Annotated in this window: 31 protein-coding genes, 1 tRNA gene, 1 pseudogene and 1 riboswitch; of the genes and pseudogenes, 25 read left to right on the top strand and 8 right to left on the bottom strand. The window is 46.6% G+C overall.

The window, feature by feature from the left end; genetic code table 11:
• The first annotated feature begins 32 nt into the window (after positions 1-32).
• Entirely contained in the window at positions 33-1,193 is a 1,161-nt protein-coding gene (locus tag LIN78_RS04420) for a glycosyltransferase family 4 protein (RefSeq protein WP_227178882.1), read from the top strand.
• 279 nt (positions 1,194-1,472) lie between these two features.
• On the opposite strand, the pseudogene LIN78_RS04425 reads toward LIN78_RS04420, so the two are convergent.
• Positions 1,473-1,590, bottom strand: a pseudogene (locus tag LIN78_RS04425) (NAD-dependent epimerase/dehydratase family protein); the annotation flags it as partial.
• A 188-nt stretch (positions 1,591-1,778) separates the two neighbouring features.
• On the opposite strand from LIN78_RS04425, the gene LIN78_RS04430 reads away from it, so the two are divergent.
• From LIN78_RS04430 to LIN78_RS04450, 5 genes are read left to right on the top strand one after another with little or no spacing between them, the layout of a single operon-like run.
• Complete coding sequence (locus tag LIN78_RS04430) at positions 1,779-2,240, top strand: Fur family transcriptional regulator (RefSeq protein WP_227178884.1); 462 nt, start codon at positions 1,779-1,781, stop codon at positions 2,238-2,240.
• Positions 2,237-2,440: a hypothetical protein gene (locus LIN78_RS04435; protein WP_227178886.1), complete on the top strand. Its 204-nt coding sequence runs from the start codon at positions 2,237-2,239 to the stop codon at positions 2,438-2,440. Before LIN78_RS04430 ends, LIN78_RS04435 begins: the two co-directional genes overlap by 4 nt.
• Positions 2,437-3,201 (top strand): metal ABC transporter ATP-binding protein, encoded by a 765-nt coding sequence (locus LIN78_RS04440; RefSeq protein ID WP_227178889.1) that lies wholly within the window; start codon positions 2,437-2,439, stop codon positions 3,199-3,201. Before LIN78_RS04435 ends, LIN78_RS04440 begins: the two co-directional genes overlap by 4 nt.
• A complete protein-coding gene (locus tag LIN78_RS04445; RefSeq protein WP_227178891.1) occupies positions 3,201-4,073 on the top strand; it encodes a metal ABC transporter permease in 873 nt (290 codons plus the stop codon). Before LIN78_RS04440 ends, LIN78_RS04445 begins: the two co-directional genes overlap by 1 nt.
• 29 nt (positions 4,074-4,102) lie before the next feature.
• Positions 4,103-4,999 carry a metal ABC transporter substrate-binding protein gene (locus LIN78_RS04450; protein ID WP_227178893.1) on the top strand — a complete coding sequence of 299 codons (897 nt, stop codon included), beginning with the start codon at positions 4,103-4,105 and terminating at the stop codon, positions 4,997-4,999.
• A gap of 62 nt (positions 5,000-5,061) precedes the next feature.
• On the opposite strand, the gene LIN78_RS04455 is transcribed toward LIN78_RS04450, so the two are convergent.
• Genes LIN78_RS04455 through LIN78_RS04465 form a run of 3 tightly spaced genes read right to left on the bottom strand, consistent with a single transcriptional unit; the run spans position 5,062 to position 8,558 of the window.
• Positions 5,062-6,039, bottom strand: coding sequence for an asparaginase (locus LIN78_RS04455; protein WP_264474488.1), 978 nt, complete (start codon positions 6,037-6,039; stop codon positions 5,062-5,064).
• A 1-nt stretch (position 6,040) separates the two neighbouring features.
• On the bottom strand, positions 6,041-7,756 hold the full coding sequence (locus LIN78_RS04460; protein ID WP_227178897.1) for an AmpG family muropeptide MFS transporter: 1,716 nt from the start codon (positions 7,754-7,756) through the stop codon (positions 6,041-6,043).
• Positions 7,757-7,784: 28 nt separating this feature from the next.
• Positions 7,785-8,558, bottom strand: a complete 774-nt coding sequence (locus LIN78_RS04465) for an exodeoxyribonuclease III (protein WP_227178899.1) — start codon at positions 8,556-8,558, stop codon at positions 7,785-7,787.
• Between the two features lie 119 nt (positions 8,559-8,677).
• On the opposite strand from LIN78_RS04465, the gene pyrE reads away from it, so the two are divergent.
• A complete protein-coding gene (pyrE, locus tag LIN78_RS04470) occupies positions 8,678-9,316 on the top strand; it encodes an orotate phosphoribosyltransferase (protein ID WP_227178901.1) in 639 nt (212 codons plus the stop codon).
• 7 nt (positions 9,317-9,323) lie between these two features.
• Entirely contained in the window at positions 9,324-9,965 is a 642-nt protein-coding gene (locus LIN78_RS04475) for a DUF4124 domain-containing protein (RefSeq protein ID WP_227178903.1), read from the top strand.
• A 12-nt stretch (positions 9,966-9,977) separates the two neighbouring features.
• On the opposite strand, the gene LIN78_RS04480 is transcribed toward LIN78_RS04475, so the two are convergent.
• Positions 9,978-10,697 carry a TraX family protein gene (locus LIN78_RS04480; protein ID WP_227178906.1) on the bottom strand — a complete coding sequence of 240 codons (720 nt, stop codon included), beginning with the start codon at positions 10,695-10,697 and terminating at the stop codon, positions 9,978-9,980.
• 233 nt (positions 10,698-10,930) lie between these two features.
• On the opposite strand from LIN78_RS04480, the gene LIN78_RS04485 reads away from it, so the two are divergent.
• From LIN78_RS04485 to LIN78_RS04545, 13 genes are all read left to right on the top strand, one after another.
• Complete coding sequence (locus tag LIN78_RS04485; RefSeq protein ID WP_227178908.1) at positions 10,931-11,422, top strand: DUF4189 domain-containing protein; 492 nt, start codon at positions 10,931-10,933, stop codon at positions 11,420-11,422.
• Between the two features lie 9 nt (positions 11,423-11,431).
• The gene (locus LIN78_RS04490; protein ID WP_227178910.1) at positions 11,432-11,932 is read left to right on the top strand and encodes a DUF4189 domain-containing protein; all 501 of its coding nucleotides are present in this window, start codon (positions 11,432-11,434) and stop codon (positions 11,930-11,932) included.
• A 9-nt stretch (positions 11,933-11,941) separates the two neighbouring features.
• A complete protein-coding gene (locus LIN78_RS04495; RefSeq protein ID WP_227178912.1) occupies positions 11,942-12,436 on the top strand; it encodes a DUF4189 domain-containing protein in 495 nt (164 codons plus the stop codon).
• A 9-nt stretch (positions 12,437-12,445) separates the two neighbouring features.
• On the top strand, positions 12,446-12,952 hold the full coding sequence (locus LIN78_RS04500; RefSeq protein WP_227178914.1) for a DUF4189 domain-containing protein: 507 nt from the start codon (positions 12,446-12,448) through the stop codon (positions 12,950-12,952).
• Between the two features lie 9 nt (positions 12,953-12,961).
• A complete protein-coding gene (locus LIN78_RS04505; protein WP_227178916.1) occupies positions 12,962-13,471 on the top strand; it encodes a DUF4189 domain-containing protein in 510 nt (169 codons plus the stop codon).
• A 78-nt stretch (positions 13,472-13,549) separates the two neighbouring features.
• Complete coding sequence (locus tag LIN78_RS04510; protein ID WP_227178918.1) at positions 13,550-14,455, top strand: type IV secretion system protein; 906 nt, start codon at positions 13,550-13,552, stop codon at positions 14,453-14,455.
• Between the two features lie 8 nt (positions 14,456-14,463).
• Positions 14,464-14,958, top strand: a complete 495-nt coding sequence (locus tag LIN78_RS04515) for a DUF4189 domain-containing protein (protein WP_227178920.1) — start codon at positions 14,464-14,466, stop codon at positions 14,956-14,958.
• A 9-nt stretch (positions 14,959-14,967) separates the two neighbouring features.
• On the top strand, positions 14,968-15,468 hold the full coding sequence (locus tag LIN78_RS04520; RefSeq protein WP_227178922.1) for a DUF4189 domain-containing protein: 501 nt from the start codon (positions 14,968-14,970) through the stop codon (positions 15,466-15,468).
• Between the two features lie 9 nt (positions 15,469-15,477).
• Positions 15,478-15,768 (top strand): hypothetical protein, encoded by a 291-nt coding sequence (locus tag LIN78_RS04525; protein WP_227178924.1) that lies wholly within the window; start codon positions 15,478-15,480, stop codon positions 15,766-15,768.
• A 21-nt stretch (positions 15,769-15,789) separates the two neighbouring features.
• Positions 15,790-15,987, top strand: a complete 198-nt coding sequence (locus tag LIN78_RS18375) for a DUF4189 domain-containing protein (protein ID WP_227178926.1) — start codon at positions 15,790-15,792, stop codon at positions 15,985-15,987.
• 191 nt (positions 15,988-16,178) lie between these two features.
• Positions 16,179-16,763, top strand: a complete 585-nt coding sequence (locus LIN78_RS04535; protein ID WP_227178927.1) for a hypothetical protein — start codon at positions 16,179-16,181, stop codon at positions 16,761-16,763.
• Positions 16,764-17,155: 392 nt separating this feature from the next.
• A complete protein-coding gene (locus LIN78_RS04540; protein ID WP_227178928.1) occupies positions 17,156-17,752 on the top strand; it encodes a hypothetical protein in 597 nt (198 codons plus the stop codon).
• Between the two features lie 32 nt (positions 17,753-17,784).
• On the top strand, positions 17,785-18,360 hold the full coding sequence (locus tag LIN78_RS04545; protein WP_227178929.1) for a hypothetical protein: 576 nt from the start codon (positions 17,785-17,787) through the stop codon (positions 18,358-18,360).
• A 241-nt stretch (positions 18,361-18,601) separates the two neighbouring features.
• On the opposite strand, the gene LIN78_RS04550 is transcribed toward LIN78_RS04545, so the two are convergent.
• Positions 18,602-18,692: transfer RNA gene (locus LIN78_RS04550), tRNA-Ser, on the bottom strand.
• Between the two features lie 166 nt (positions 18,693-18,858).
• Here LIN78_RS04550 and LIN78_RS04555 point away from each other — a divergent pair.
• The 3 genes from LIN78_RS04555 to ribB all read left to right on the top strand — a co-directional run bounded on the left by LIN78_RS04555 (position 18,859) and on the right by ribB (position 22,069).
• The gene (locus tag LIN78_RS04555) at positions 18,859-20,283 is read left to right on the top strand and encodes a sensor domain-containing diguanylate cyclase (protein WP_227178930.1); all 1,425 of its coding nucleotides are present in this window, start codon (positions 18,859-18,861) and stop codon (positions 20,281-20,283) included.
• A 94-nt stretch (positions 20,284-20,377) separates the two neighbouring features.
• Positions 20,378-21,064, top strand: a complete 687-nt coding sequence (locus LIN78_RS04560) for a Bax inhibitor-1/YccA family protein (RefSeq protein WP_227178931.1) — start codon at positions 20,378-20,380, stop codon at positions 21,062-21,064.
• Positions 21,065-21,175: 111 nt separating this feature from the next.
• A riboswitch (FMN riboswitch) is annotated at positions 21,176-21,315 on the top strand.
• 103 nt (positions 21,316-21,418) lie between these two features.
• Positions 21,419-22,069: a 3,4-dihydroxy-2-butanone-4-phosphate synthase gene (gene ribB / locus LIN78_RS04565; RefSeq protein ID WP_227178932.1), complete on the top strand. Its 651-nt coding sequence runs from the start codon at positions 21,419-21,421 to the stop codon at positions 22,067-22,069.
• Positions 22,070-22,226: 157 nt separating this feature from the next.
• Here the strand turns inward: ribB and groL are convergent, their stop codons facing one another.
• Positions 22,227-23,864: a chaperonin GroEL gene (groL, locus tag LIN78_RS04570; RefSeq protein WP_227178934.1), complete on the bottom strand. Its 1,638-nt coding sequence runs from the start codon at positions 23,862-23,864 to the stop codon at positions 22,227-22,229.
• An 80-nt stretch (positions 23,865-23,944) separates the two neighbouring features.
• The gene (locus tag LIN78_RS04575) at positions 23,945-24,235 is read right to left on the bottom strand and encodes a co-chaperone GroES (protein WP_227178937.1); all 291 of its coding nucleotides are present in this window, start codon (positions 24,233-24,235) and stop codon (positions 23,945-23,947) included.
• Positions 24,236-24,433: 198 nt separating this feature from the next.
• Here LIN78_RS04575 and LIN78_RS04580 point away from each other — a divergent pair, with 198 nt between their 5' ends.
• Complete coding sequence (locus LIN78_RS04580; protein ID WP_227178939.1) at positions 24,434-25,366, top strand: RluA family pseudouridine synthase; 933 nt, start codon at positions 24,434-24,436, stop codon at positions 25,364-25,366.
• The last annotated feature ends 5 nt before the right edge of the window (positions 25,367-25,371 follow it).

Genomic DNA, 25,371 nt, shown 5'->3' on the forward strand with positions numbered 1-25,371 from the left:
ATATTATACTCGTATCCGATGCTTACTCGCCCATGAACTCTTCTGCAGCGATACACATGGAAGATTTGGCATTTGCTTTGACCGATTTAAATGTGTCAACCACTATTTTAGTTCCTTCGCCAGATTTATCTGCCCCTTTACATATTTTCAAACAAGATAACATTACAATAATTAGATTAAAAACTTCAAATTTTAAATCAACCAATCTTTTTAAGAGGACATTATTTGAGTTCGTAATGCCATATCAAATGATTAAAACTCTGATTTCAAGGAAAATATTACCAAATCACTGCGATGGGATTGCCTGGTACTCACCATCTATTTTCTTTTTCCCTCTAATTTTCTTTCTCAAGAGGAAGTACAAAACATCTTCCTACCTAATTTTGAGAGACATCTTTCCTCAATGGGCATTTGACCTTGGTGTTATTAATAGTAAGTTAATATTTTATACGCTAAAATTTTTATCATTATTTCAGTTTTTTATTGCTGATAAAATTGGCATTCAATCTCAAGGAAACTTTCAATTTTTACCACAATTTATTCGAATAAAAAAGGAAATTGAAGTTTTTGATAACTGGTTCACACCAAGAATTATTCTTTCCAATAATTTCAAAGAGCTCTCAAAAAATACCAATTTGATTGTTTATACGGGCAACATGGGAATTGCACAAGGTCTTGAGTATGTCGCCACAACCATTCATAAAATTTTAGAAAAAAATTCTGTAGCATGTACCTTTCTATTCATTGGTAAAGGCTCTTATAAATCAAAACTTCAGAATTTCTTTAAAAATCAAAACTATAATAATGTTATCTTCTCAGATGAAGTCAATCCTAATGACATCCCATCTCTTCTTTCTTTCTCAAAATTTGGCATAGTTGCATTAGATCATAGACATCGAACTCACAATATTCCTGGAAAATTTATTACTTATATGATGTACAAAACGCCAGTGATAGTTTTTACGACACTTAATTCAGACTTAGCCAATTTAGTTTTACAAGAAAATCTTGGCATTGTCATTGATCCTACTCTTGAAACAAATATCGAAGATATATTAAATTTTCTCAGCCTACCGATTAACAACCCATCAAAATACGAAGAATTACGCACGAATTGCCATAACCTTTATTCCAAAAGATTTCGTTCAAAAACAGCCGCTGAAAAATTAATCCATTTCTTCTCAAAAACTTAGGAATTATATATCATATTTTTACTTTTTATTTATTTAAGATACTTCATCCTATCATACAGTGTTTAGATCATCTTACTGGTTTATCCTTTTTTATAGATACTCCATCCTGAGTCTGTAGACCGTGTAATAGTGCTTAGCGTTACGCTTTTATAGCCCCTACTAATCATTGATATCCGATTGCATTGTTTTCGTAATACTTTATTGTCTCCGCAACTGCCCAAATCACAAGCATCGGTTCAACCCCTGTGTTCTCTCCCACTCTTTTTAATGATGTTGGTTTGCTATTGCTTAGGTTATCAAAAACCACTACTTCATAGCCCGCTTCTTGCAAGACCACACAGGTATGAGAGCCGATATATCCAGCACCGCCGGTTACCAATATTTTTTTCTTTACCATAAAGCGTTAAATGCTCATTTTTCAGTTAGGCGAGATTGTTTCATGCATGTCGATATCATCGCAATGTCTTTTGTCAGATTTGCTCTTTTTTTGACCTTACTCTCATAACTTTTGTGGTGATTTCTTAAAATTTTCCCAATTAAAAATTGTATGTTATATTGTAACAATATCAACTAACTCCCAACTTCATGGCACACACACTTTCTGATCAACTCGAAGCTGCGAACCGCTGGTGTTTAGACCGTGGCGAGAAACTCACGGACATCCGTCGCGAGGTGCTAAGCCTTTTGTTTAGCCATGGGCATTCGATGAAGGCGTATGACATTTTGTCAGAACTGCAACGACAGCGGCCAAATGCGGCGCCGCCGACGGTGTACCGTGCTTTAGATTTTTTGCTGAGCGTGGGGTTGATTCACCGCTTGGATTCTGTGAATGCCTTTGTGGCCTGTCCAGAGTTTAGTCAACCGCACCATCATGGTTTGTTGCTGGTGTGCGAACACTGCCATAACGTGATTGAGATTGCAGATGCACCGTGGTTATCTGCGCTGGCAGAAACAGCCAAAACACATGGATTTGTGCCTGGGCATCAGGAATTAGAAATCAAGGGGTTGTGTACTGCCTGCCATGCAGCCAAAGGGAATATGCAATGAATGGCGGGCATCATCATGGTAATCACCAGCATGGTCATAGCCATTCGCATGATCATGTCCATGCGAAACCAGCGGCAGTTCCATCTCGCTTTGCTGCGTGGACGCTTCTCTCTGCTCCCGTTTGGCAACGGGTATTAATTGTACTACCTGCCATTGTTTTACTGTGGCTTGGTGTGTGGTGGGCGATGGGGGTGTCATGAAACCAGTGATTAGTCTGCACAATGTCACCCTTAGTTATCATCGCCACCCTGCTGTTCACCATGTGTCCGGTACTTTTCATGCAGGTGAGGCAACGGCCATTATTGGGCCAAATGGCGCCGGAAAAAGCACGCTACTGAAGGCGATTGTCGGTTTAATTCCTGCATCGGATTCGATGGTTCAGTTTCATGGCATTGCGAAGAAAGATATCGCTTTTTTACCGCAAGCTGCCAATATCGATCGCACCTTCCCCATTTCGGTGTTAGATGCGGTCTTGTTAGGCAATTGGCGTAAAAGTGGTTGGTTTGGTGGCGTGAGCAAAACAGCAAGGGCCGAAGCAGAGGCCGCACTAATCAAGGTTGGGCTAGAAGGCTTTGGGCCGCGCCATATTGGTAGCTTATCTTCTGGTCAATTTCAGCGCGTTTTGTTTGCTAGGATTTTGCTACAAAACTCACCGCTCATCCTCTTAGACGAGCCATTTACGGCGATTGATGCGCGCACCACACAAGATTTACTTCATCTGATTGATCATTGGCGTTACGAAGGGCGCACCATTATTAGTGTGCTCCATGATTACGAACAGGTTAAAAACCACTTTTCTGAATCATTATTAATGGCAAAAGAGTGTATTGCTTGGGGTCCGACGACAGAGGTGCTCACCAAGGCAAATCTGCAAAAAGCCAATGCGATGGCAGAAAACTGGATAGAGAATGCAGCGGTTTGCCATCGGGATGAACAGCCTCAAGTAGAAGGTGCGCATTAATGTCTTTATATGATTTGTTGTGGCAACCGTTTGCTGATTTTGCCTTTATGCGGCATGCCTTAATTGGATGTTTTGCTTTGGCATTAGGCTGTGCACCGATTGGTCTATTGCTGGTGTTACGCCGGATGAGCTTAATGGGTGACGCGATGAGCCATGCCATCTTACCCGGTGCGGCGATTGCCTTTATTGCTTACGGGCTCTCTTTAGTGGCTCTTAGTATTGGTGGGTTTATTGCTGGTTTGGTGGTTGTGCTATTGGCGGGCTTAGTCACGCGGATGACCGAACTCAAAGAAGACGCCAGTTTTGCGGCCTTTTATTTGCTGTCTTTAGCCACCGGCGTACTGCTAGTGTCTAAATGGGGTAGCAATGTTGATTTGATGCATATTCTATTTGGCACTGTGCTAGCGGTTGATGATGCGGCGCTCTATTTAGTCGCTGGCATTGCCACCTTTACCTTGTTGGTGCTCACTATATTTTATCGTCCATTGGTGATCGAAAGTTTTGACCCGGAATTTATGCGTGCCACCAGCGGCAAAGGTGCCATTGCCCACTTTGCCTTCCTGATTCTAGTGGTACTGAACCTAGTTGCCGGCTTTCAAGCACTTGGCACGCTGATGTCGGTTGGTTTAATGATGTTGCCAGCAACCAGCGCGCGTTTATGGACGGATAACCTACCTAAACTTTGCCTTGTAGCAATTAGCATTGCGCTTATTTCTGGCTACACCGGCTTATTGATTTCTTACCATGGCAACTTGCCTTCTGGCCCTTCTATTATTTTAACGGCGGGTCTTGCCTATATAGGATCACTACTCATTGGCACCCGAGGCGGGATGCTATGGAGACTCTTCCGCCTTCGCCATTTAGAGGGTTAATCTATTTTTTGTTAATGAAAGATTGCTTCATGAATCGTCAAGTCTTACTAAAAGCATCAAGCGTATTGATTCTCAGTCTCAGTTCCATTCTAAGCCACGCGGCAGAAAAACTACCGGTGGTTGCTAGTTTTTCTGTACTAGGTGATCTAGTTCAACAAATTGGCGGAGACAAAGTCTCTGTGACGACATTAGTTGGCCCGGATCAAGACGCACACGTCTTTCAGCCTAGCCCTAAAGATGCACAAGCAGTTGGCAAAGCAAAAGTGGTATTCATGAATGGCTTGGGTTTCGAAGGTTGGATGCCAAGATTAACAACGGCAGCGGGCGGAAAAGCCAAAAGCATTACGGTGAGCAGCGGTATTAAAACCCAAACCATGGAAGAGGATGGCAAGCAAGAGACAGATCCTCATGCATGGCAAAACCCGGCCAATGTGGTGGTTTACGTCAAAAATATTGCCAATGGTTTGGCAACTGCAGACCCTGCAAACAAAGCCTATTACCAGCAACAAGCCGCACAATACACAACGAAATTAGAAGACTTACAAAAGTGGGTAGTAACAGAGGTAAACAGCATTCCGGCCAGTAAGCGTAAAGTCATTACGTCACATGATGCCTTTGGTTATTTATCCAAACGCTTTGCGATTGAATTCCTAGCGCCACAAGGGATGAACACCGAAGCAGAAGCATCGCCAAAAGATGTGGCCAATTTAATTAAGCAAATTCGCCAAGAGAAAATTAAAGCGGTGTTTGTCGAAAATATCAGTAACCCTAAGCTATTAAAGCAGCTAAGTGCTGAGGCAGGCGTCAGTACTGGGGATAGCTTATTTAGTGATGCGCTGTCTAAAAAGGGCGGCCCAGCAGCCACTTACCTAGAGATGTACCGTCACAATATTACGACCTTAGTCGCTGGCATGAAGAAGAACTAATCTTAGTTTTTACTCCCACCGCCCTCTCCCTGACAGGAGGGGCAGTGGGAGTAACGGTCAGATCAACGCTGATCGAACAATCCTTGCAAACCTTTATTATCCAGCCCTGCCGCAATCCCCAGCATCAATAGCACCCTTGCTTGCGGCGGCGTATGGTTATCCCCGCTCAATAGCCCTAGCGCATCATCCTCATAGGTACGATTATGCACAACGGTGCCATTTGGTACGCGGCTAGCTCGCACTACTTTCACACCACGAGCAATCAGCTCGGACACTGCAGCTAGCCAATCCGGGCGTAAATTACCATTACCCAACCCAGCCAGCACCAAGCCTTTCGCCCCTTCAGCGGCCGCTAACACAAGGCTCGCCGGCATATCTGCATAGGCATAAAGTAAATTCACAGCAGGTAGCACATCACCCGTGGGCATCAAGCCGCCGCGCGCCCTTGCTGGCTGTTGGTAATAGAACACGTCCGCGCCAGCCACCATGCCAAGACGGCCGTAGCGATCTGCATCAAATGCCGCTGGTACTGCATCGCGTTTTTGCAAACCGCGTGCAGACAAAATCGCATCGCCAAATACCACCAGCACGCCTTTGCCACGACTAGCCGGGTTTGCCGCCACACTCACCGCATGCAGCATATTCATTGGGCCATCAGCTGACAACGCCGTTGCTGGGCGCATAGCCCCGGTTAGCACTACCGGCTTATCGCTACTTAATACAGACTGCAGGAAGAAAGCCGTTTCTTCCATCGTGTCCGTTCCATGCAGCACCAGCACACCATCCACCGTATCATCGGCTAACAACGCCTCAACACGCTTCGCCAGTTGCAACCAATGTGCAACGGTAATATGCGCACTATCGATCGCAAAAATCTGCTCGGCTTGCAAATTCGCTAATGCGTCCACACCCGGCACCGCCGCTAGCAACACGCCAACGTCCAGTGCGCCAGGTTGATATTTAACTGCCTCGCCAGCACTCGCGGCTTGGCCTGCAATCGTGCCGCCAGTCGCGACCAATGCAATATTCGGTAAACTCATATTAATCCTCCAGGGGGGCATCTGCAGGTTTTACCAGCGTCAGAATACTATCGCGCAAGCGCCACAACATCCACAGACCCGGCATCGCCATCACAGCAGAGAAGACAAAGAAACTTGGCCAGCCAATCGACTCGGCCAATACGCCCGACATCGGGCCAACCCACACACGTCCTATCGCAGAAAATGCCGACAATAGCGCATACTGAGTTGCACTAAAGCGCTGATTACACAACGCCATCAGGAAGGCCACAAACGCAGCCGTTCCCATCCCGCTAGTGATGTTCTCGAACGCCACCACACTTAGCAGGAGATTATCTACGGACGACGCCTCTTTCAGTGATACAAGCACCCAGTCAAATGCCGGTAAAGTAAACGTCCCCCACGCTCCTTTACCCAACACCGCCAACAGATAAAACCCAAAATTCGATAATAACTGCAATACGCCAAACAACATTAGCGAGCGATACAACCCTAGCCGGATCATCAAGGCACCACCTAACAAGGCGCCACCGATTGTCATCCAGATGCCTATCACCTTATTCACCACGCCGACTTCCGCCTGCGCAAATGCCATGCCCTTAATCAGGAATGGCGTAGTCAACGTCCCCGCAAATGCATCCCCTAATTTGTAGAGGATAATAAAGCCCAAGAAAGCCATTGCACCAGATTGGGTAAAATAGCTCGATAAGGAAGCATTGAGTGTCTCGAACTTCGCCGTTTTAGCCGCCCAATAAGCCAGCGGCAAGGTAATCACCACACCTAAAATTAGCGTTAGCAGATCTGCCCACTTCTTCTTACCATCATCCGGTCTTTTCGCAGCGGGTTTTGCAACATCTACTTTTGCGGCATCCGCTTTATCTGCCGTTGCTTTTGGTGCACAAGACGCAACCGTGGCTGGCGCCGCAGGTTTCGCAACAGGACTAGACACCGATCCCGTCACCGCTGGCACGGGCACTTCTGGGCTAGCAAATAGCGGGGTTAATGCCTTATCTACTAAAGGTGCTACGGCTTTATTGGTCACCTGATAACCAATCACCACTGCCACCACCACCGCCACAAAACCGATCAAATCGCGACTGGCAACAGAGCTATGTGCTTTCAGATGCTTAGGCACAGAAGGTAGTAGCAATAATGAACACACGGACGCGGCCAACATAATGCCAGCCATCACCGCATATACATGCCCCCAGCCCCAGCCAAAACCTTGTTCAGGATCAGCCCAAATCAGCGCAATCCCCCCAGACAAGATCATCGCCAAACGGTAGCCGAATACCCCAATAGAAGAACCTAAGCCACGCTCTTTGTCACTCAACACATCAGTGCGATACGCATCAATCACCACATCTTGCGAGGCTGATAAAAACGCCACCAGCAGTGCCAATAAGGCAAAGCCCGTTGTATCTGCCTTCGGAGAGCTACCCGACATTCCATACAGCACCAACGCCAAACCTAACTGTGTCAGTACCAGCCAACCACGTCGGCGCCCCAAAAATGGCAGCTCAAAGCGATCCATGAGCGGCGCCCACAGAAATTTAAAGGTATAAGGCAACCCGACTAAACTAAAAAAACCAATGGTCGCCATATCCACACAATCTACCGTCAACCAAGCCTGCATGGCTTGGCCGGTTAGCGCCAGCGGCAAACCAGAGGCAAACCCCAGCAGCAAGATCGCAAAGTAGCGGTGAAATGATTGCCATTGTTTAGGCAAGGAAGCCATGTCTCTCATCCCTGTGATTGAGCGCTATTTATACTTGGAAATCGTAATCGACGATCAGCGGTGCATGGTCAGAAAACTTCTGATCTTTATACACACTAGATGCTTTCGCCGTGCCGCCAATACCCGGAGTCGTCAGGTGGTAATCAATCCGCCAGCCCACGTCTTTTGCGTAAGCCTGACCGCGATTCGACCACCAGGTATAACCAGGTACCGCCGGGTACAAGGTACGCCAAATATCCACCCAGCCCAGTTCCTGCTGTACTTTGGTCATCCAACTACGTTCTTCTGGCAAGAAACCCGAGTTTTTCAGGTTGCCTTTCCAGTTTTTCAGGTCGATTTCATTGTGCGCGATATTCCAATCACCACAGATCACCACTTCACGGCCACTCTGCATCAAGTTAGCCAGCGTTGGCCAAAACCGCTCCATAAAATCGAACTTCACCGTCTGGCGCTCTTCCGAGCTAGAACCAGAAGGCAAATACAGTGATACCACGCTTAAATTACCAATATCCACCTGCAAATAGCGGCCTTCTGCATCAAATTCAGGGATGCCCAAGCCAGTCACTACCTTATCAGGCTGTTGTCGGGTATATATTCCTACCCCGCTATAGCCTTTTTTCTCTGCGTAATGGAAAAAACCAAAATAGCCTTCCGGGTTCAGAAAAGCCGGCGTCATGTCAGCAGCTTGGGCTTTCAACTCTTGCAAGCAAATCACATCAGCACCATCTTGGCGCATCCAATCCAAAAAACCTTTGGTCGTTGCAGAACGAATCCCGTTCAAATTGGCAGAAACAATACGCATCTAATTCGCTTTCCTGTCCTAAAACTTTTATACTTTCACAATATTTTTTCACCCCATCGCCAGACAAACTGGCCATCCTAAAATGGGGTTAATTTTCAAAACTTAAGATGGTAAATCGGATGAGTAACTTTCGCACGGATTTTATTGAATTTGCAGTCGAACGCGGCGTATTAGGCTTCGGAGAATTTGTCACCAAGGCAGGCCGTTTGTCTCCTTATTTCTTCAATGCCGGATTATTCAATGATGGCGATAGCCTAAGAAAACTCGGCCAATTTTACGCCACAGCCATTTTAGACTCTGGCATTCAGTTCGATATGCTATTCGGGCCAGCGTATAAAGGCATCCCATTAGCGGCAAGTATTGCCATTGCACTTGCCGAAAAAGGTCACAATGTGCCGTTTGCGTTCAATCGCAAAGAAGCAAAAGACCACGGCGAAGGCGGTACACTCGTCGGCGCGCCACTAAAAGGCAACATTATTATTGTTGACGATGTCATATCCGCGGGCACCTCCGTTCGTGAATCTGTCACCCTCATTCGCCAAGCGGGCGCCACCCCTGCCGGCGTAGCCATTGCGCTAGATCGCATGGAAAAAGGACAAGGCGAATTATCTGCCGTACAAGAGGTAGAAAAACAACATGGTTTATCAGTCATTTCCATTGCCAAGCTAAACGACCTGTTTAGTTTCTTGACAGGCAAAGCAGAATTGGCACAACATTTGCATAAAATTGAGGCTTACCGACAACAATACGGAGTCTAACGCGACTATGCGTTCCATTTATCGCTGTGTTTGGATTACATCGACCATCTGCATGGCGCAGTATAGCCATGCAGAACTCTATCGTTGGGTAGATGAAGCCGGCCATGTTCAATACAGCGATAAAAACCCCGGTACGACCAAATCGGGGACAACGGTCATGACACCGCGCGGCACGCTCATCAAAAAAACCGATGGCGTGCTCACCCCAGAAGAGAAATTACAAAGAGAACAAGACGCCAAAGCAAAGCGTGAACAAGACCGGCAAAAAGAAGAGGCCTTTTTGCGCGATAAAGCCCTTGTTTCTAGCTTTGACTCCACCGCAGAAATTGATCGCAAGCGCGACCGAAACCTGCAACAAATTCAAGGTGACATCAACTCTTTACGCTCTCGGTTTAAATCCACCGAAGCCCGCCTAAATGCCTATCACACACAAAGTGCCATGCTGCAAAAATCTGGCAAACCCGTGCCAGAAGATTTAAACAAAGATATTAAAGACACCGAAGTAGATCTACTAGCAACCAAACGCGCACTAGACGGCAAGCTAGCAGATAAGCAACGCATCATTGCGCAAGCAGAAGCAGATAAGAAGCGATTCTTAGAGCTAACCCAAGATCCAGCAAAAACAGCCTTGACGACGCCAAGCAAGTAGCCACTGTTTGGCTCAAAAATAGGGAATCTCTCCATATATTTTTACTAGCCAAATCAGCACGAGATGCACGGGGTAAAATAAATAGAATGCCCATTTCAGCCTAGGCAATTTGGGTATTGCACCTTGATAATGAGACACCAAAAAGACCGGAACGATAGCAGCCACCGCCCAAGGATTCTGGTTCACGACTTGCAAGGCCATCAACGCCATCAACAAAGCAATCGACGTCAGTTTCTCTGGCTGACGAAAATAAGCCACGGCAGTAAACATTAGCAACAATAGCCACCATCCATACTCAACTACTGCCCCGCCGATTGCAAAGAGCGCAATCCCCACCAGCCAACTTTGCGGCGTCCCTTTCCTAAAACAGACAATAACAGCCACGCCCAGCGCTAAAGAAAACAGTATATTTAAAGGTAAATAATCAGCCTCTAGATAAGGCCCCGTGCGACCTAGTCCAATATAGGGAATAGCGCTAATTGTCCCAAATAGCACCAACTGTCCAATTTGCCTTTTCCCTTTAGCAAGACAAATCTGCTTATCGCCATACCATCTTGCTAAATGATGCGCCATCACCATCACAAATATTGGCATCGCCAATCTACCTAAACTAAAAATCCACTCAAATCGCCACTGCCACCAATATTTATTGACATGGTCAGCCAGCATCAATCCACAGCCGATCAGCTTTAGCAGGGTTATTCCCGATGGCGACATTGATGTTTTTGTCATATGTTTATGCTTATGTATTGAAATTTGTAAACCATTGTAATAAAATCCGCCACCTTATGCAATTTACATATATTACATATACATATTTTTAAGATAAAAACACATCGTAACCTATTGTTATTTTTACTAATTTTAATAACAACAGCCTGCACTAAAAGTTATCTCTAGTAATAAAGACGCTATCACATCTGGCAAGCGTGGCAATGCATCGAAAAAAGTTCAGGAAGTATGAAATGAGACTAATTTGCTTAATATTATTTTTTATCTCTTTTTCATCGAGTGCTGACTATTTATGTGGCGAGGGGTATTATCACCCCGAACTATCTTCATGTGTCGGCCCCAATGGGGGGTATTATCCTCCGGGCTCAAGCTCACGACCATCTAATAGAAATGTTCCACGAGACTATTTCGGCGCTATTGCTGTTGATGTCATGACTGGCCAAGCATCTTATAGCGCCAATAATTACACCTCCGCTGCAGCTGCCAAATCAGCTGCCGTTCAAAAGTGTGGACTCTCTGGTTGCAAGGTAGTCATCGCCTATAAAAATGGCTGTGGTGCGACGGCTGCGGCGAGAACTCCCATTGGTAGCCCTAACCACGTAGTTGGTGGCATTGGCGATAGCCAAGAGGAAGCAGAAGAAGATGCATTGGATAAATGTGAACAATTAAACCCCGGTGTTCAATGTGTCGTATGGGCTAAAAACTCATGCTCTTACTACGAATAACACAGCATCATGAAGTCACATTTCCGCACCATGCTACTTTTCTTCATTGCCTTCAGCATCAGTTTGATGACGCAGGCGGATAGTCTTTGCGGGGATAAAGGTTTCTTCAATACCGTTTTGAATTTGTGCCAAGGCTATAACGGAGGGGTTTGGAGTGCTGGCTCTAGAGGCTCATCAAATACCCAACAACACACGCCCCGCGATTACTTCGGAGCCATTGCTGCGGATGTTGTCGAGGGCAAAGAAAGTGCGCGGGCAAACAACCATGTTTCAGCAGCAGCCGCTAAACAAGCCGCCCTGCAAGGATGTGGTTTACCCGGCTGCAAAGTCATTATTGCTTACAAAAACGGATGCGGTGCAACTGCGACCTCGTCACTTCGCAATGTAGTTGGTGGCATTGGCGATACACCAGAAGAAGCAGAACAAAATGCTTTGGATAAATGCGAACAAACCAAAAATGGTGGTCAGTGCCAAATCTGGTCCCGCGCCAAATGCTCCTACTACGAATAATCTAACACGATGAAACGCTGTTTACACACGCTTTTACTTTCCTACATTGCCTGCTCCATCAGTTTGATGACGCAGGCAGATAGCTTATGTGGTGATGGTCACTGGGATCCTGCACTGAATCTTTGCCAAGGAGGAGCAGGTGCAGGAGTGTATTACCCAGGTCAAGAAAATAGAAATCAACAACACACACCTCGCGACTACTATGGCGCTATTGCCGCTGATGTTGTAGAGGGTAAAGAGAGTGCGCGGGCAAACAATCACCTTTCAGCAGCCGCAGCTAAACAAGCCGCCTTGCAAGGATGTGGTTTACCCGGCTGCAAAGTCATTATTGCTTACAAAAATGGCTGTGGTGCAACCGCAACCTCTTCACTTCGTAATGTAGTTGGTGGCATTGGCGATACACCAGAAGAAGCTGAACAAAATGCGTTAGATAAGTGTGCGCAAACCAAAAATGGTGGACAGTGCCAAATATGGTCCCGCGCCAAATGCTCCTACTACGAATAATCTAACACGATGAAACGCTGTTTGCGCACGCTATTACTTTCCTCGATTGCCTTAACAATGAGTTTATTGGTACAGGCAGATAGTAGCCTGTGTTATCAGGGGGGAAACTATGACGCTTCCAGTGGAACTTGCCACTATCCTGATGGTTCCCGTGCCCCCCACCCTGGTGGAAATATTATTAACCGCAATCAAAATATGCCCCGTGACTACTTCGGCGCGGTAGCCGTTGATCTACAAGGTGGAGACCGTTCGTTTAACAGTAATAACTACCGTTCTGCTAGTGAAGCCAAACAAGCAGCCTTAAAAGGGTGTGGGCTGCCGGGTTGCAAAGTCATTATTGCTTACAAGAACGGCTGTGGTACGGCCGCCTATTCTAGTGATACCCATGTGGTGGGTGGCATTGGCGACTCTCCCGAAGAAGCCGAACAAGATGCGTTAGATAAATGCGAGCAAACCAAAAATGGCGGTCAATGCCAGATTTGGGGACATTACAAAACTTGTTCTTACTACCAATAATCCAACACCATGAGATTACGTCATTTTCCACTAATTAGTAGCCTATCCGCATTGTCTTTATTGCTTCCAGCAATTGCATCTGCAGCACTCTGCGGCGATGGCTATTGGGACCCGGACTTAAGGCTCTGCCGTGGTGCTGGAGGTAGAGGTATTTATACCCCCGGTGGTAATGACTCACAAGTACACACGCCCCGCGACTACTTCGGCGCTATTGCTGCGGATGTTGTCACTGGTAAACAAGGGGGAATCGCAAAAGACAGTCCCTCTGCTTCGGCAGCCAAACAGACTGCTCTTCAGCAATGCGGTTTATCTGGCTGCAAGGTCATCATCGCTTACAAAAATGGTTGTGGGTCGACTGCAGCGGCAAGAACCCCTATTGGTAGCCCTAACCACGTAGTCGGTGGCATTGGCGATAGCCCGGAAGAGGCGGAAGAAAATGCTTTGAACAAATGTGAGCAATTGAACCCAGACGTTGAATGTCTCACTTGGGTCAAAGCCTCCTGCTCCTACTACGAATAACCCGACCCAAAATCTTGCATTTGTCATTAATGACATTGACCTATAAAATACACCTCCAGCAACTTTGATGGACTGCACATGAATGCGGCCGATATCCTCGGTCACGTTAATAACCTGCGTGATGATGTAACGTCGTTGGTCACCGGAACCCACACCAATGTCTATGACTTGGTCGACAACAACCTTAAAAACACCGATATGATTTTGTCTGGCATTAACAGCTTGCAAGGGTTTCTGGAAGCTAACCCCAGCGGCTCGGCCTCTACTAGCTCGCTGACCACCGCTCTACTCGCGAGTGGCATCGGTGGCGCATCTCCGGCCATGGTCGGTGGCGCGTTTAGCCTGCTCAACCAGATTGCCCTCTCACTCGCCATTGTCTTTGGCCCGATCTGTATCCTCTCTCTACTGTTTGAAAGCACAAAGTCGATTTTCTGGGGATGGATTCAATACTTGATTGGCATCATGTTCACCATGGGCATCCTCGCTGTAGTGACCGGCTGGGCATTAGACCTTACCGAAAGATATGCCGAAGCTATTATTGCCGCCGACATCGCCAATTACGCAATCAATGTCTTTGGCAAAGGCAGCGGCGGCTACACTTCCATGACCCAAACCGCCATGATGCAAGGCGGGATCGGCTTATTGATGACGACATTGATCATCACCGTACCACCAATGACCATGACGTTCTTTAGATCTTCGCTGGGGGCTACGTTCTCTAGTCAGAATGCGTTTAGCTTGTTTGGAAACCGATCTGCTGCAAATGGTGGAGGCAAAGACACGCACGGAATGACAGATAGTTCAAGCCCCAAAACAAGCTCTGAAAGTTCCAACACATACAACCAAGCACAGCAGTCTGGCCTCCGAAATTTAGGAGACAAAATTTCTGGTTCAATCATAGCGCCGTTTCAAAATACGTCAGATACTCAACAACGGATTTCAGGGTTACGGGCTAATGCACAGGTAAAAACCACAGAGGTATGAAGATGAGAATGACAGTTATAATGCTACTTTGGCTCGCAGCACCTGCTGTAGCAGGAAATGCTAACAACCTTTGTTATGAATCAGGTAATTACGATCCTCAACAAGGCGTCTGTTTTTATCCCGATGGGTCATACCCCCCTCATCCAGGTGGTGTATTCCCCCCCCGAAAAGATGTACAGCAACACACGCCCCGCGACTACTTCGGCGCTATTGCTGCAGATGTGGTCAATGGTCAAAACAGTTACAAGGTAACCAACTATCAATCGGCTGCCGCAGCTAAAAATGCAGCTTTAAAAGGATGTGGGCTATCCAGTTGTAAAGTCATCATTGCTTATAAAAATGGCTGCGCAGCTACCGCCACATCGGCCACCAATCATGTTGTTGGTGGTCTGGGAGATTCGCCAGAAGAGGCGGAACAAAATGCGTTAGACAAGTGTGAGCAAACCAAATCGGGCGGTACATGTGATATCTGGTCTAAGGCCTCCTGCTCCTACTACGAATAACCTAATACGATGAAACGCTGTTTACGTACGCTATTACTTTCCTCGATTGCCTGTACCATCAGTTTGATGACGCAGGCAGATAATCTTTGCGGGGATGATGGCTATTTTGTTGGCGCAATCAATGCGTGCCAAGGGTATAACGGGGGGATTTGGAGTGCAGGTTCCAGAGGATCATCAAACACCCAACAAAACACACCCCGCGACTACTACGGCGCAATCGCAGCAGATGTAGTGAATGGCGAGCAGGCACACGAATCAAACAATTACACATCTGCCAGTGCTGCAAAACAAGCTGCTTTAAAAGGTTGTGCTCTAAGCACCTGCAAACTGATCATTGCTTACAAAAACGGATGTGGGGCAACTGCTTCTTCAACACTCAATCATGTAGTCGGCGGTATTGGCGACTCACCAGAAGAGGCCGAAGACAATGCGATGGATAAATGTGAACAAACCAAATCGGGTAGCAATTGCCATATCTGGTCACGTGGTTCGTGCTCTTATTATCAGTAACCTCATTTTATGAAGAAAAGCGCTTTTCTACTTGCTGCGATGCTCTTGACCATGGGTCTGATGGCGCAGGCAGATGATATGTGCGGTGATAAGAGTTACTACAGCGCAGTTATTGGACAGTGCCAAGGCTATGCAGGTGGATATTGGCTTCCCGGTACACAGCGATCTTCAACACCGACACAACACACGCCCCGCGACTACTTCGGCGCGATTGCCGCTGATGTTGTCACTGGCCAAGCATCATATAGCTCTAACAATTACACCTCCGCTGCTGCCGCTAAATCTGCTGCTGTTCAGTAGCGCGGTTTACCGGGCCGCAAGGTGATCATCGCCTACAAAAATGGTTGTGGAGCAACAGCTGCAGCGAGAACCCCTATTGGTAGTCCTAACCACGTAGTTGGCGGCATTGGTGATAGCCCGGAAGAGGCTGAGTCAAACGCTATGAATAAATGCGAACAACTAAACTCAGGGGTTCAATGCCTAATCTGGGCTACCGCTGAATGCTCTTACTACGAATGAGGTAGGGACATTCTCTGATCTGACCGAATACCCCTCTCCATCTCTCCCCTTCACAGGGGAGGGTGTCTGGCACTGCCTCCAGACGCAGCTTGGTCCGTATGTAGTTTTCGCAAGCCCTTTCATGCATTTGTCATTGTCATAAATGACATTGGCAAGTAAAATGCAATTTCCATAAAATAACAAATTGCAAAATGAAAACATCTTTTCGCATTAGCCTAATTACCAGTCTGTTGATTGGTTTATCTTCTCATAGCGTTTTTGCTGCTGAAGCACCTACTCCCGTCGAGCAGTTTGCGACACTGCTTAGCGAGAGTGCTGACTGGCCTGCTTTTACGAAGCTACCTGCCTTGAGCACGGAAAATAAGAAAACGGAGAAATTAGAAAACGGTAAAGGTCTGGTACTGAAGTCCAAGTTGAAACTGCCAGGTTTCAAACAAAAACTCCGACTCAGGATTGGAGAAGAAACCAATCGCCCTAGCAAATTTTCAATCATCTTGGACGATACTGGTGTGCCTCTGGCTACATTTCTAAAACAGCAGCTTCCTTCCGTCAAATATCGAGTGATTGCGGATAAATGCGAAAATATGTATGAGCGGGGGAGCCCCACCGTGTTCCTAGAGTTAACACTACCTACAGGCAAAAAACTGTTCTTGCAAGACCTCGATTATAGCTTCGCTTCTGCACATGGGGATTTTAGCGAGCACAGTTTAGATTTTAGCCGTACCCGACCTGCGCAAGAAATTGAAAACGAAGAATGTAAGCGGGTGAAATCATGAGTGAAATGAGCCAGAAAGCTCAACCGGTAGCAAACGCTATTTCACCAGAACAACCTACCAACCCAACTAACGCCCTCGGACATTCAGCACCGCAAGTCGAAGCATGTAATCACAGGAGAGGCCTCATAGGGTCTCTCCATGCAGTATTGTCCATCTAAAGAATCTGCCGAGAATCCACAGTTGCCACCAAACCACTCTTCCGGGTCACACTTGATGAAATTTACTCCATTAACAATCTGCATCTGGGTTGCCACGGGCATTTCCCTTTTTCCCTTTTTCCCTTTTTTACGCAGGCAGCAGACAAGCGTTTTTGCGCCAATACAACCGAACTACCCTCCATCCCTGCCTTTGCCAAACAGCCAGAACAATTCGTACCCGCTGGCTGGAAAGTGGTGGCAAAAAAGGTGGCGGACCTGAATGGTGATCACATCAAGGATGTGGCACTGATTATTGAATCCACCAGCCCTTGGCCTACCCTCGTCGCTGATGGTGACCGGCAAGTACCAAATACCGAAAACTTTCATCGCTGGTTTTTATTGCTAAAAGGGCAGCAAAAAGGCTATTCACTATGGGCGGAGGATAGCCAATTGCTGGGTTCGGATGCAAAAGGGGAACAACCTCATGATGATGAGCATCCCTTTATTGTTGCTTCGTCAAAGCAGCTCGAATTAGGCATTCAATTTTTAAGAGGGCATGAAAGTGCCGTTTTCAAGTTGAATCGGCAACGTCAGTGGCAACTATCCCAAAAAGTGATGACAGGTGTTCTAGCGGATGAATTCATCGAAAGAGCCATCCACTTTGACAAGGGAGTGGTGAAAGATCAGACAAGCACCTTGAATGCGTCTACCGCCACACGAAAGTTACCTCAGGTAAAAGGAAAGTTTGCTTTGATTCGCCCGTTGATCCTCGGCAAAGACTGTCTGGAGGACATTGAAAACCAGTACATCCAACCAATCGCCTCTCTTAGTGAACAAACATGGCTGCGTTAAATAACGCACCATAACCGATGAGTCATCCCACCATGAAACAACTTATAGTCAACACGCTAACCACCCTTTTTCTAGGCAGTTGCCTAATCGCCCATGCAGAAGCCAAAGATAAACCGACGCTATTGACGATAGCGGAACAGTTTGCCAATGGAGGGGAAATTGCCAGTTACCAGAAAATGACCGGTATTCAGTGGTTAAGCCACACTGGGGACAAACAGAATTGGATTGGGTCTTTTGATGTTAACACCAAAGACATTCAAATGCGGGTACAAATACCCGCCTCTGGGCAAGCCCCTGCTCGCTTATTCTTTGCCAGCAACGATATAGCGCAATACAGGGTTACCCCGCTGCTCAAGAAGAATCTTCCGGGTGCAAAATTCCGGATAATGGCGGATCGCTGCGTTCATGCAGATCACTCCGTTACACCGAAAGTCTGGACAGAAATCAAGCTACCGAGTGGCAAGACGGTGTACCTGACCCATTTGCTTGATGGCGTTGCATCGATGAAAGATAAGACCACGGAAAATGGTGATTTTTTTGAAATGGCACTTACTCGACCGATAGACTCTCGGCTTCAACCTACATGCAAAGATGAAACGACTAATTGATTTGCGTGCGCCATCGAGGAGAGATGCCGCCTAGTTTTAAGAATTGAGTTTGGTGAAAAAGAAAGGCATCTGGCTTAGCGGCCTCCGCTGCAGAATATATTTCACATCATTCGGCGGTGGGCTGCTTATACACAAAAGTGCCAGTAAGGCTGTATTTGCAATATTTCAGATGATTACTTATATACATTGAGAACGTAGAAAAACAAAAAGCCCTGAATAATCAGGGCTTTTTGTTTGAATTTGGCGGAAGCGGTGAGATTCGAACTCACGGGGGACGTTAATCCCCGTCGGTTTTCAAGACCGGTGCATTAAACCAGCTCTGCCACGCTTCCATTCAGATTATCGCTACCGACATGCGGTAACGAAGGCCGAATAATACACACGTTTTTTTGAAAAAGCTAGCCCTATTTTGTGATTTTTATAAAATTTGTCCATTTTTCTTGCTAAGCCAGTGAAATCGCCTAGACTGAGGGCATAAACTTTGCGAAAAAATGCCGCGTGGACAAGCATCTTCCTTTGCAACATGTAATCGACTCTATTGCTGATCTGATCTATTTTAAAGATCAGCAGAGTACCTATGTGGGTTGCAACCAAGCGTTTGCTAGATATGCTGGGCTATCTATTGCCGAGATAGTAGGTAAAAAAGATACCGACTTACCCATGCTGTCTAACCCAGAACTCTTTCAGACCAGAGATATTCAGGTAATGGCGACCCTTGCCCCGCTGATTACAGAAGACTGGTTAATTCATCAAACCATGGGGCAGCGTTTATATGAAATTGTGAAGTCCCCTTTTTATGATGATGCCAATCAACTCTGTGGCGTCATTGGTGTAGGGAGAGACATCACCAACCATTGGCGCATCAAACAAAGAGATGAAACCAGACAGTTAGCCCTTGCGCTAACAGCTAGCCAAGCCCCGTTACAAGAAATTTTGGATGCCATTGTGAAAGGCTTAGAAGCCGAGGTATCCGGACGGCTTTGCTCGATCCTACTGCTAAGCGATGATGGTGAGCATCTACTTTGCGGATCTGCCCCTAGCCTGCCTGACTTTTACAACCAAGCAGTGCATGGTTTATCGCCAGGCATTGGCGTTGGCTCTTGCGGAACCGCTGTTGCCTCTGGCAAGCGGGTGATTGTTGAAGATATTCTGACCCATCCTTATTGGGCCCCCTTTAAAGCATTAGTTAGCCAAGCAGGCCTAGCCGCCTGTTGGTCTCAGCCCATTTTTTCTTCTAGCGGTAAGGTATTGGGTAGTTTTGCGATTTATCATCGAGAAATCACCCATCCGACCTTGGAAGACCTCACCTCGATTGAGCAAGCGGCTAGCATTACTTCTTTAGCAATTGAATACCACGCCGCACGATTATCTTTAGAACGCCAAGCGAAAACGGATTTGCTAACTAATATCGGCAACCGCCGATATTTTCAGGAACATGCAGAAACCATCTTGCAGCAACATGCGGCAGCCAAACAGCCGATCGCATTACTGTTCATTGATGTGGATTTCTTTAAGCTCATTAATGATATGTTTGGACACAAAGCGGGGGATGACACGCTGATTGCGCTAGGAAAATACTTTACCGAATGCCAACGAGAACAAGATGTGTTGGCGCGGATGGGCGGGGAAGAATTTGCCTATTTATTGCCAGAAACCGATGGCGAGACGGCATTAGCTTTTGCGCAGCAGTTACAAGCAGGTTTGACGCGCTTTTATGATCAGCAACCTCATTTGCAAGCGAAGCCGACACTATCAATCGGCGTGGCGGCATTTAGTACGGGGTGCGGTACGCTAGACCAACTCTTATCTCGGGCCGATACCGCGCTCTATGAGGCAAAGAACCAAGGTAGAAATTGCTCAAAACTTTATTTACCCTCCCCCCCTCTGACTCAACCGGCCTCGCCCACCAATTTCTTGCAATAATCTTGTGAAGTATTGGAAACTTATTGGCTTTCCGGTTACTCTTAGACATTAAGCAGTGATTACACTGACGTTTCGTTTTTTGAGGAGAAACATTATGCAACCGTATGGTATCCCGGCTGGTCGCGCTGGCACGCTGGATTCTGTCAGTCGCAACAAGGTACTTCGTAATACTTATGGGTTGTTGGGTCTTTCGATGATCCCAACAGCCATTGGCGCTATGCTAGGCATTTCTTTGCAGTTCCATATGTCACCAATGATGGGGTTATTGGTATTTATGGGCGTTGCCTTTGGTAGCATGTTCTTGATTGAGAAAAACAAGAACAACAGCATGGGCGTGGTCTTACTGCTTGGTTTTACCTTCTTTATGGGCTTGTGGTTGTCTCAGCTACTACAAGTGGCCTTACGCTTCCCGAATGGCGCACAGAGTATTGCGCTAGCAGCGGGTGGTACAGGTGTTACCTTCTTGGCGATGTCTACCATTGCAACAGTTAGCAAACGCGATTTCAGCTCTTTAGGTAAGTTTCTGTTTATTGGTTTGATTGTGGCGTTGGTCGCAGGTATTGCGAACATTTGGCTACAACTACCAGCGTTGGCGTTGACACTATCAGCAGCCATGGTGGTGATCTCTAGCTTATACATGCTTTACGATGTAAGCCGTGTGGTCAATGGTGGAGAGACAAACTATATTTCTGCGGCTTTAGCGATTTACTTGGATATCTACAATTTGTTCCAAAACTTGCTATTCCTGATTTTGTCTTTGACTGGCAACAGCCGTGACTAAGCAAACGTTCTAGAGACTTCGTCTCCTGACAAAACAAGGCCGGTCTCCGGCCTTTTTTGTTGCCTCGCAATCTGTATAATGTAATGAATCATTCATATATGAATGATTTTTTTGCGTCTTCAGGGCGGGGCGAAACTCCCCACCGGCGGTAAAGCATACTTGCTAAGCCCGCGAGCGCCTCTGATAGAGGGTCAGCAGATCTGGTGCAACTCCAGAGCCGACGGTTATAGTCCGGATGAAAGAAGATGAGAACGGAAACGGGTGCGCCTACGCGTTTGGCGTATGCTCGTCTGCGTTTACTTGTTTTACAAGCCCCTTTAGGCGTGTTTCTCTTTTTATACGAGGACCGTCAACATGCATTCTTCTCTACTTTCCCAACGTATTTCTGCGGCTATTCTGGCGTTGCAAGCGGGTCGCCCTGTGATTGTGACTGACGATAATGATCGCGAAGATGAAGCCGATCTCATTTTGGCTGCAGATGCGATTAGCATCCCCGAAATGGCAAGGATGATTCGTGATGGCAGCGGTATTGTTTGCCTTTGCCTAACGGAAGAAAAAGCTCGCGCCTTACAACTAGCCCCCATGGTGAGCAACAACGAAAGCCAATATGGCACCGCATTTACTGTCACTATTGAAGCCAAAGAAGGGATTACGACTGGCGTGTCTGCTGCTGATAGAACGCAGACGATTCGCACGGCAGTAGCAACCAATGCGCAAGCAAGCGATTTAGCAAGGCCAGGACACGTTTTTCCGCTGATTGCGAACGCTGGTGGCGTATTGGCACGTAGAGGCCATACAGAGGCGTCTATTGAGCTTGCTACGCTTGCAGGTTTTAGTCCGGCGGGCGTGCTGTGCGAATTAATGAACCCAGATGGCACGATGATGCGTGGCGAACAATTGCATCGTTATAGCGAGGATAACCAGTTACCGATGTTATCGATTGCTGACTTGGTGGAGTGGAAACAGCAGACAAATGCGACTCAAGCCATTGCACTAACCCATTAACAGGGGCGAATGGCGACCGTTCTATTTGTTTTGCTTTTCGTATTAGTTACACGTAAATCAACACCAATAGACAACAAAAAACCCGCTAATTGCTTAGCGGGTTTTTTGTGTTGGTCAGCAACATGGCTGACCGAGCGTATCGGGTAGATACGGCAGATTACATCATGCCGTCCATGCCGCCCATTCCGCCCATGCCTGCTGGCATTGCTGGCTTGTCTTCTGGCAATTCAGCAATCATGCAGTCAGTAGTCAACATTAGACCAGCAACAGAAGCTGCGTACTGCAATGCAGAACGAGTTACTTTAGCTGGATCTAGCACACCGCTAGCAACCATGTCGCCGTATTCGCCAGTTGCTGCGTTGTAACCGAAGTTACCTTCGCCTGCCAATACTTTAGCGATAACAACTGATGGCTCGTCACCTGCGTTAGCAACGATCTGACGTAGAGGAGCTTCGATCGCTTTTAGAACGATCTTTACGCCTTGCTCTTGGTCTGTGTTGCTAGTAGCAACTGCACCTAAGTTAGCACGTGCACGTAGTAGCGCAACGCCACCACCAGCAACAATACCTTCTTCAACTGCTGCGCGAGTTGCGTGCAATGCATCTTCAACGCGTGCTTTTTTCTCTTTCATTTCTACTTCAGTAGCAGCACCAACCTTGATCACTGCAACACCGCCAGCCAATTTAGCTTTGCGTTCTTGTAGTTTTTCACGGTCGTAATCGCTAGTAGATTCTTCGATTTGACGATCGATCTGACCAACACGTGCTTGGATAGCGTCAGCTTGGCCGATACCATCGATGATCGTAGTTAGTTCTTTACCTACTTCGATACGTTTTGCTTGACCTAGGTGCTCTAGACCAGCTTTGTCTAGGGTTAGGCCAACTTCTTCAGCAATCACGGTACCGCCAGTAAGGATAGCGATATCTTCTAGCATTGCTTTACGACGATCACCGAAACCAGGCGCCTTAACAGCAACTACTTTCAAGATACCGCGCATGGTGTTCACAACTAGCGTTGCTAGTGCTTCGCCTTCTACGTCTTCAGCGATGATCAATAGTGGACGGCCAGCTTTAGCAACTTGCTCTAGTACTGGTAGCAAATCACGGATGTTGCTGATTTTCTTGTCGAACAACAACACAAATGGGTTATCCAAAGCAGCGATTTGCTTTTCTGGGTTGTTGATGAAGTATGGAGACAAGTAGCCACGGTCAAACTGCATACCTTCAACAACTTCTAGTTCGTTGTTCAAAGATTTGCCATCTTCAACGGTGATCACGCCTTCTTTACCTACTTTGTCCATTGCGTTAGCGATGATTTCGCCTACGTCAGTGTCAGAGTTAGCAGAGATAGAACCAACTTGTGCAATTTCTTTAGAAGTTGTAGTTGGTTTAGCGATTTTGCGTAGTTCTTCAACCAAAGCAACAACTGCTTTGTCGATACCACGTTTTAGGTCTGTAGGGTTGAAACCTGCAGCAACGTATTTCATGCCTTCTTGCAAGATAGCTTGAGCCAATACGGTAGCAGTAGTAGTACCGTCACCCGCTACGTCAGAAGTCTTAGAAGCAACTTCTTTCACTAGCTGTGCGCCCATGTTTTCGAACTTGTCTTTTAGTTCGATTTCTTTAGCAACAGAAACACCGTCTTTAGTGATGGTAGGCGCGCCGAAAGCACGATCCAACACAACGTTACGGCCTTTAGGTCCCAATGTTACTTTAACAGCGTCAGCTAAAACGTTAACGCCAATAACCATTTTAGAACGTGCATCATCGTGAAACTTGACTTGTTTAGCAGCCATGTTTACTTAACTCCAATATATTATTTAATTCGATTAACCGAAAGATCAATTAACGGGGAAGACTGGGGCAACGCCACCAATTAGCCTTCAACCACGCCCATTACATCTTCTTCGCGCATCACTAGTAGCTCTTCGCCGTCAACTTTAACGGTCTGGCCACTGTATTTACCGAAAATCACTTTGTCGCCAACGCTTAGGCTCATCGCACGTACAGCGCCGTTTTCTTGGATTTTGCCAGCGCCAACAGCGATCACTTCGCCCATGTCTGGTTTTTCGGTCGCGCTACCTGGTAGTACGATACCAGATGAAGTTTTTTCTTCTGCTTCTAGACGTTTTACGATTACACGGTCGTGCAACGGACGAATCTTCATAACTAACTCCTTGATAATTAACGAGAAAACACGCTCGTATGCGGTAAGTATTCTACGGGCATCGGTTTTATTTAGCACTCGACCCCTGCGAGTGCTAATGATATGGGCGGGTTTATTCCTTTTCAAGAGGGAAAATGAAAACTTTTTTGTGTTTTTGCATTTCCCCTAGCGTAACGGCTTTGATTTACAATTTGATGTATGAAAAAACCTGCTGTTCGTCTGTGCGACTTACCTTCCCCGCTTCCTGTCAGAGATGGCATTGCGCCTAGCTACGCTTGGCTTCCTGAAGGCAACTGGCCCACTATTTATGCTTTTTTGCTCGATCGCTTTGCGGTCATTGGCGAATCTATTCTCAGCAAGCGATTAGCTAATGGTGAAATTGTCGATGAAGTTGGCTTGCCAATTGATTTACTTACCCCTTACAAGGCAGGTAAGCGAATTTGGTATTACCGTGAAGTGGAAGCAGAGCCTCGCATTCCTTTTGAAGCGGAGATTTTATTTCAAGATGCGCATCTGCTTGTCGTCGATAAACCGCACTTTCTGCCGATGTCTCCAGCCGGAAATTACTTAAAAGAAACACTGCTGATCCGATTACGTGCAGCGTTAAATAACCAAGACATTACGCCGATTCATCGTCTAGATAGAGAAACAGCTGGGGTGGTGATGTTTTGCTTAACGCCAGAGTTAAGAGGAAAGTACCAACGCCTATTTGAAGCGAGAGAAGTGCAGAAAACGTATGAAGCGATTGCGCCATGGAAAGATGGGCTCTCTTTTCCACGCGTACACCAAAGCAAAATGGTGGATGGAGATCACTTTGTTACGATGAAAGAAGTGCCTGGAGAACCAAACAGTGAAACGGAAATGTCTGTTTTGGCAAGATTTGGCGATTGGGCACTTTACCAACTAAAACCACACACAGGAAGAAAGCATCAATTACGCGTGCACTTAGCTAGCTTGGGAATTCCTATTTTGCACGACCCGTTCTACCCAATTATGTTGCCCGATAAAGGCGATGATTTTTCTAAGCCACTACAGTTACTCGCAAGATCTATTGAATTTATTGACCCCATTACCCATATGACTAGGCATTTCGTCAGTAAACGACATCTCAACGGCATGGAAGGTTTATGATTCAA

It is taken from the genome of Leeia speluncae, from assembly GCF_020564625.1.
Lineage (GTDB): Bacteria > Pseudomonadota > Gammaproteobacteria > Burkholderiales > Leeiaceae > Leeia > Leeia speluncae.